This window comes from Paraburkholderia madseniana (genome assembly GCF_009690905.1).
Lineage (GTDB): Bacteria > Pseudomonadota > Gammaproteobacteria > Burkholderiales > Burkholderiaceae > Paraburkholderia > Paraburkholderia madseniana.
In genome coordinates this window covers 23,642-30,699 of record NZ_VOSW01000108.1, presented here as the reverse complement: position 1 = coordinate 30,699, position 7,058 = coordinate 23,642, and the positions used below count along the sequence as shown (strand labels likewise).

The following is a 7,058-nucleotide window of genomic DNA, read 5'->3' as shown; positions in this document are numbered from 1 at the left end:
CGAGTGCAGATCGATTCCACTAAACTTGTTCATGCCGGCCTCCTGTGCGTCACGTCGCTGTTCGCACCTCGACTCTACGCCAGCCGTTCGACCCGAACGGAGGGGAGGCCGGCTATATGATTATCAGAACCGATTAACCTCGCGGTCAATCTTCCGACGATTTGTATTTCATCGTATTCGGAATGCGGATGGGATCTCGCAGTATCCGGTCGCCGTCTCTATTGTTGTCGTTTTGAAAACTGTGAATTCACCGTGGCTGCGTTGATGCCCAGCGCATAGTGCATAGAATGGATTGTGTGGACAAACCGCTCACGCGCATCAGAGTGCTAACAGAATCGCATGATTCAACGATGTGGAGCATCAGATGGACATCCTTGACCTGGCTCGGAAATCGGGAATGACGGTGGTTCTTGACGCGAAGATTGGGCGTCAGGAGTACCGCACAGTGCACGGCTCAGTCGCAGCGCTTGAGCGATTCGCCGAGCTTCTTGCCGTGTCGATGCACGATGAGCTGGTGGAGCAGGATTGATACGCGTTGACAGCAATCTCAAACAGGAACCGCAATGAACTACGACTCATCGAAATCCAGAAACATCGGCCGCGCTGAGTGCACGAACGACAAGTATGACGGAGGTTCACCCTCCGAAGAGGTCGCACAGGCGGTCGGCAAGAAACGTGAGACAGCAAGGAACTGGGCGTGGGCGCACAGCAACGAATCGTACGACTGGATGGACTCGCATAGTCTCTTCAACACCCGGGACTCGATTCATTGAACGATTTACAAGGGGCGACGGTTTTGCGCCACCGCAGCCTTGAACTGTATCGATCTTTGAAGTTGGCTTAACCCATCTCGGGCAGCGGACTGTCCGCGTTAGTCTCGATCCGCCTGAGCAGATGGGCTAGCAGCGAACCTGACTGTGTACGGTGCCCCTTGGGGCACAACGCGACGGTCTCTCACTCAGAACGCTGGCGTTCGAATTCCTCCCTTCAGACAGACCCGCTTGCCGGTGTGCAAACCGCATCGACCGGAATCATCGCAACGTCAAATCGCGGGTGGACGTCATGCTCGGCTTCAAACGCTTCAGGGACTCCACTGTTACGATCTCCGGGATCGAACTGATGCATCGCATTCGCTGAGGCCAACTCGGTCTGACCGACGTGCGGCTCACAGAGACTACCGCGCCTGTCGTCTGGATAGCCAAGCTTTCAGTTTGTTGAGTAGACGCGCAAGCTGGCGGCTTCTCGCTCGCTTTCGCTATTGGCACCACAACCGACGGGAGCAACGCCGTCAGCGTTTGGGTCACCAGAACGGCTCGTTGGCTGACGACAAGCCCGGCGTGAGTACCCCCTCGCTTATAATCCCCGCATTGATAGTGATTTCACCGGCGGAGAGCCCACTTTATGAATCAGCCACATGGGCGACATCCGGGATCTCGAGACAAAGGCCCGCGTCAATCGCGCCAACCATCGACTTCTCATCGACAGAACAAGCCATACGTAAAAACGCCACCTGCCCGGGATCCAACCCAGACGGCATCCATTTTCAAAACGCGTTCGTTTAAATGGCTGGTCGATGCGGTGGGCGCAGAGAATATTGCACTGGGACTCGATTCCAACCTGACGCGCGTGGCCGAATTAATAAACGGCGAGAGATTCACACCCGAGACGGCCTTCCACATTGAAACGACGCTCGGGCTACCCGATGGGTTTTTCGATCAACCCAACCCTGCCCTCACATCCGAGACCATCAGTCGTTTGAAGGCGCCGCTTGACTTTATTCGCGCTAACGCTGAACCGGAATCGGCGGACGAGCAGGCATTGGAACCGGCTCCGGCAATACCAGCGAACCGCCACCCTACCCCCACCGACCGTTTGCCGAGGGAACCAGAAATGTCAAAGAGAACCGATGGCGGCTCGCCACAGGCCGTCGCGAAGAGCAAGTCCACAGCGGCAAGGACTGCCACGGTTACTTCGTCGAAACCGGCATCAGCGAAAGCTAAAGCGTCCGTGAAGTCGGGGGCCCAGCAATCCTTGCCGTTGAACGACCTGGCGGCTCTGCAAAACATTCGTCGCGCCAACCTGCACGTACTCACCTCCCGTAAGGGATCGAAGGTGCGACTCAGCGCGGTAATGAGTATCAGCGCCTCCAACCTGGACAATCGTCTGTATGGGCAGAAGCGCATGGACGACGCCGAAGCCAGCCGCTTCACTGAACGCCTCGGGTTGCCAACTGGCTGGCTGGACATTCCGCGTTCAGTCACGGACATTCCTGATTCGGTGTCGGCTCTGCTTGATCCACAGTCGGGTCGACCTGCATCTGACCAACGGGAGCTATCAGCTGTGATAAGGCCGGAAGCGGCGGTGGCAAGAAAGTCCGCGGGTAAGAAGGCGAAAACCGCGAGCGATCGACACGCCCAACCGTCCGAGGCGGATCACGCCAGCGATGCCGCCGTGACGAAGGCAGTCGTGGAGCAACTAGATCCAGTACTCCCGCCTGCCTCCGATCTGGCGATCCGGCAAACTGTTGACAACGATGTCCCACCGCCCGCCTCTCACCAGCAGCCGGCGCCGGCCTCCGTCACAGAGGTTATTGCGGAGCCGCGCCGTTCTGCTCCCGTGACGAGCCTGGACGATCTGATAGGCATTGAACCAATAGCAGAAGCGCTGATCAAGACGCTCGCAGGGAAAGCACGGACTGGGCGGCTGGATGAGATGAAAGCGCTGGAACTATTGCGACAGATCGTTTCGCTCTGACCTGAATCGACAGTTCAGCAGAACTCCGTGGCAGCGGGGGCTGCCCGCGAAACGGCGCGCCCTTTCAGCAGACGCCACGTACCCGGTCGTTGAGAAGAGAGACCTGCCTCTTCTCATCGCAGCCTTGATTGCTTGCGCCGGCTGGAGCCGAGCTCTGGAAGCTACGGGCAACTCCCGTGGCGTCGTTTCTTCGTCTGCTGCACTCGTCGGCTCGCGAAGTGATTCGGCCAGGACGAAAACCTCACTATCGTTACGTGAGCTGGGGTAATTGTACCTTTCGTGCGAAATATGGCGGTACCCACCTGGGGTAATCGTCCTTTTCGTGCAATTTCGGGCGGCTAGTCACGTCAAAAGTTGATCATTTCTTTTATGTAAAATGTAGTATTCCTAATTGCACCAGCATGCTATTGGTTTGCGTAAAACTGTTTCCGCGTCTTGCAGAAACATTTCCCCGTACCCAAGACCGTGACGATCGGCGATTGCTTGCGCAGCCAAACTTCCCGTCTAAGTGTAGGGGTCTCCTGGCCGGATCGGACACGAACAAATCTATGCAAACCGTCGACTGCATGTCCAGCCGACGGGTTTTGCCTCTGGAATTTCCTCGTGCAATAAGGTAGCTAATAGATAACAAAAGGCTACCAATTAGCTACCAAATTCGGCCGGACACTCATTCCGCTACTTCCGCGCCTCGATGTTCGTCGGCGCGATTCCGGTGGCGCCCTCTTTTCATCGCGCAACGCTGATAAGTGGGGTTGAACGGGCTAGACCGGCGCAAAAAAAAACGGCCCGCACGTCGCGGACCCGGTCATGGCGAAGCAAAGACGGGCGGCCAGTCCTGCCGCCAGCCCCACCTTTGCCCCGTTTGTAGTCGTGTCGCTAGGACGGACCACGTATACATTAGAGTCACTGCACCGGCGCGCGCCGGACTTCTCAGCCGCGCTGCACTGCTACGGGCTTCGACGGCCGCCGGCCGCTTCGTGACGCCAGAATCTGCCGGATGGTGGCCAGTGATTGCTCGGCGGTGGAACTCGGCGCAGGCCGGCGCGCCCCGCTGAACCGCGGCGCCGTCACGCCAAGCGTCCGGCACACGGCCGACAGGTAAGGTTTCAACGGGCCGCCGCAGCGCTGCGCCGCTGCCACGATCGCCGCGTCGCCGACTTGCCCGCGCAGCCACGCGAGCGTGCGGCGGTCCCGTTCATTCTGCACACGCACCAGATGTTCCATGCCATCCTCCGCAACTGTATATACAAACATACTGTATATATATACAGGCATCAGGGGATTTTCAAGTTAGTGCGTAAATCCCTGGCCGATGGACGGGCGCTGAAGTCGGGACTTGCGCACCGAACAGCGCCGGCAGCGAGTACGTGGTGCGAAAATAAAGAATCTTGCGAAAAATGAGAAAACACCTATAATCGGTCCATCTGCTTTCGGGAAATAGCCGCCGTGATGACCTTCAACCCGCCCATTGAGAAACCAAAGAGCAACGCACGCACGACCGAGGCTATATTCGCCTTCGGGCCGCAGCCTGGCGACTATGCGTTGCGGGATGCCCCCGAAGGGCGCGTGACGTTTGACGAATGCTTCGGCCGCGTCGATCCGGACTACGACGGCGAGTTCGGCTCCGAGATTGAAGCGACCGCGTTGAGCCAACTCGGGAATGTCTACGAGTTCTGGTTCAAGCTGTTCAGATCAAAGGCCGACAACCGCGCGATGTCGCCGGTCGCGCGCGCTATCGAAAAGCTGTTCGGCTCGCGACTACGCTACGCGGCTGACTATCTCAACGAAACCGAGATCGCCCTCTCAAGCCGCTGGCTTGCACGCGAGTATTGGCTCGAGCAGTTGCACTTGCTCGTTACCGACGCCCGTCGGCTGGCACAACGGCTCGGGGTTGTCCGGTTATCCCTTCTGCGGCGCCTCGTTAATCCGACGGCCGAGACAGGCAGTTCCGCTGCCCTCGCGAAGCGCTTGAACCCGCTCGGCGCCCCGCCGCAAATTGCCTGAAGGAGGCTTTCATGACACAGGTGACGAAAGAACGAAACGAAGCGTCGGCTCTCAAGATCCGTGCTGCGCTTACCGGCAATTACGCGGGCGATGCGCGTCAGCTGGTTCGGGATGTCGCCGAGTCGTTTGCTTCTGATATCGAAGGGACGTTGCGGGTGAAAGTCCCGGAGCTCGCGGACAGTTCGATCCGTGACTTGCTGCGACATGTCCTGGAAGAGCGCTTCGCGACGATTCTGGCGTCCGGTGACGCCGACGGATCTGAAGCCCGCTCCTCCTCGTTGCCTGTTGTCAACCTGAAGCCTTCGGAGGTGATCGAGCAGCGCAAGGTGCGCATGTCGCTCGCGAGCCTGTATCGCTATGTCGAAGCGAACAAGTTCTATTGCGTCGTGCCGTCAGGCCAGAGTAACGGTCGTGAATTTCCCGCGTGGCAATTCGCTGGACCGGTGCCTGAACTGTTGCCGCCTGTGCTTCTCGCCCTTCGGGGGGCGTTGAGAACTGAGGTCCATGCTTTCCTGGTTACGGCGCAGGACGCGCTGAACGAACTGGCGCCAGCAGAGCTATTGGCTGGTGTCCCGTTCGAAACACGCGCGTCCCTGCATCCGAGTCAGCAAAGACTCTTGCAACTGCCCGCGAACGAGCGTCAGCGCAAGGTTCTTGCGTTGATCAACGGGCCGGGAGCAAGCATTGCCGCTTGCAAGGCCACCACTTGGCTACCAGGCGCGCTAGGATGAATGAGGTTGTCAATAGGTCCGCTTTTAGAATGCTCGCCGGGCCATACTCGACCACGTCAGCCCCATGACATGGCGTCCGAGAAGGACCGAGGCCGTGCGAAAACTCAAAAGTACTCGGTTTTCGGGTGTCGGTTTACCCTTCCCGAGTTGCTTCCAAGCCAATACGGTGCGATATGAGCGGTCGATTTTTTGAACGCCGCATTCAGCATGGTTTTTCACACGGCCTCGGTCGGATAGAGACATTCCCCAGTGGCATCGATATACACATGCGACCGCCGCTGGGCCGCTGCTGAACTGCCCATCGCGTAAGCACGATGAAGCCTGGCACCAGTCCGAAGCCTCAACATTAGCATCCACGTAATTCATGACGGTGCCACTCGTCACTCGCCTGGACGGGTCACCTAGGTGCAGTCGTTAGCGTCGGCCGCAGGTCGGCCTGATTCATGACCAGTCTCAAGAAGCCGCTGGCGCGATCTGGGGAGGCCACACGTCCGACCTGCGCGTGGTGACGTCACCTCCTCGAGACGACGAATGCGCAATCGACGAAAGTATGCGCACGACGCTGACCGTAGGCGACAGCCTCCTCGGGACACGCAAATTCAAGCGACTCTGCATAACTTGCAACCACGCTTTCCGGAAGGAAGCGAGCTTCCTTATGCACATACCAGGTGACGGTATAGCGTGGCTCGACACCGTTGAAGGAAAGCGCGGTGTTCTCGTCGACGCGCACGTGTATTCCGAGTTCTCGGTATGGTTGGCAGGTATGGTCGCGCATATCTCCTCCTCGATGCCATGGACAGCGGATGAACGCCTCTTTGCAACGGCTGTTCCTGACCGTGCATTGGGCTCCTGTCGGCGCGCCGCTGCATCAATCCATAGGGCTACGGCCTGCGTTGCTTTAGAAAGAAGTGTCTATCGAACTACACGCTCGACGCACCCTCAAATCATACGTAGTACGAACAGATCAAGAGGGTGATCAACGGTGGTCGGGGTGGCGACTGTCAACGACTCGCACTTTGCAAACGCTGTAATTTGAAGCCCGGGGCCATAAAGAGTGGCGTCACCGGCTTGGAATCGGGACGCCGCTGAAAACACACCCGCGTGACTGGGAAGACCGCACGAGTGACTTGAAGGTATCGTTCGTCGGTCCTCGCCTCAAGACGAAAAATCTTCGTTTGTAACAGCGACCAAGGTATTTTTTGCACCATTAAGTCTGAGGATTTTGGATGCGCAACAGGCCACGGTGCTCCACTGGGATCAGCGAGCGCCGGTCGCGTTTGTGGATTTACAAATTCGGCAATTTTCTTACAAAACTGCTCATTGATTGAATCCGGCCGGCGCTACCATGGGCAACCTCCACTATCTCGGACACCCCGTTGATGTTCACGGCCCTTGGCAACGGGATGTATCGAGACGCCCCTCCGATGTCACAGAAATCTTCGGCGAATGCAATGTGCGGGAATGTCGCGAGCAGTGCGACCGCAAACAAAGCGAATAGCCTCATCGTCATTCTCCCGGCCGCGATCGGAATCAGGGTTAGGCCAAGCTGAGCGCGAATTTCTATCATAA

The 7,058-nt window shown here is 57.9% G+C and carries 7 protein-coding genes; 5 read left to right on the top strand and 2 right to left on the bottom strand.

The window, feature by feature from the left end:
* Positions 1-364 precede the first annotated feature (364 nt).
* From FSO04_RS46570 to FSO04_RS37500, 3 genes are all read left to right on the top strand, one after another.
* A complete protein-coding gene (locus FSO04_RS46570) occupies positions 365-529 on the top strand; it encodes a hypothetical protein (protein ID WP_166618329.1) in 165 nt (54 codons plus the stop codon).
* A gap of 34 nt (positions 530-563) precedes the next feature.
* Positions 564-773: a hypothetical protein gene (locus FSO04_RS37505; RefSeq protein WP_154566526.1), complete on the top strand. Its 210-nt coding sequence runs from the start codon at positions 564-566 to the stop codon at positions 771-773.
* Between the two features lie 628 nt (positions 774-1,401).
* Entirely contained in the window at positions 1,402-2,754 is a 1,353-nt protein-coding gene (locus FSO04_RS37500; RefSeq protein WP_154566525.1) for a hypothetical protein, read from the top strand.
* Positions 2,755-3,684: 930 nt separating this feature from the next.
* On the opposite strand, the gene FSO04_RS37495 is transcribed toward FSO04_RS37500, so the two are convergent.
* A complete protein-coding gene (locus tag FSO04_RS37495; protein ID WP_154566524.1) occupies positions 3,685-3,978 on the bottom strand; it encodes a CppA family protein in 294 nt (97 codons plus the stop codon).
* Between the two features lie 222 nt (positions 3,979-4,200).
* Here FSO04_RS37495 and FSO04_RS37490 point away from each other — a divergent pair, with 222 nt between their 5' ends.
* Together FSO04_RS37490 and FSO04_RS37485 are read left to right on the top strand one after the other, a co-directional pair.
* Entirely contained in the window at positions 4,201-4,758 is a 558-nt protein-coding gene (locus FSO04_RS37490) for a hypothetical protein (RefSeq protein ID WP_154566523.1), read from the top strand.
* 11 nt (positions 4,759-4,769) lie between these two features.
* Entirely contained in the window at positions 4,770-5,489 is a 720-nt protein-coding gene (locus tag FSO04_RS37485; RefSeq protein WP_154566522.1) for a hypothetical protein, read from the top strand.
* Positions 5,490-6,000: 511 nt separating this feature from the next.
* Here the strand turns inward: FSO04_RS37485 and FSO04_RS37480 are convergent.
* Positions 6,001-6,264 (bottom strand): hypothetical protein, encoded by a 264-nt coding sequence (locus FSO04_RS37480; protein WP_154566521.1) that lies wholly within the window; start codon positions 6,262-6,264, stop codon positions 6,001-6,003.
* Positions 6,265-7,058 lie beyond the last annotated feature (794 nt).

Coding starts and splice junctions, on each gene's coding strand:
- FSO04_RS46570 (WP_166618329.1), top strand. CDS start 365: ATGGACATCCTTGACCTGGCTCGGAAATCGGGAATGACGGTGGTTCTT.
- FSO04_RS37505 (WP_154566526.1), top strand. CDS start 564: ATGAACTACGACTCATCGAAATCCAGAAACATCGGCCGCGCTGAGTGC.
- FSO04_RS37500 (WP_154566525.1), top strand. CDS start 1,402: ATGAATCAGCCACATGGGCGACATCCGGGATCTCGAGACAAAGGCCCG.
- FSO04_RS37495 (WP_154566524.1), bottom strand. CDS start 3,978: ATGGAACATCTGGTGCGTGTGCAGAATGAACGGGACCGCCGCACGCTC.
- FSO04_RS37485 (WP_154566522.1), top strand. CDS start 4,770: ATGACACAGGTGACGAAAGAACGAAACGAAGCGTCGGCTCTCAAGATC.
- FSO04_RS37480 (WP_154566521.1), bottom strand. CDS start 6,264: ATGCGCGACCATACCTGCCAACCATACCGAGAACTCGGAATACACGTG.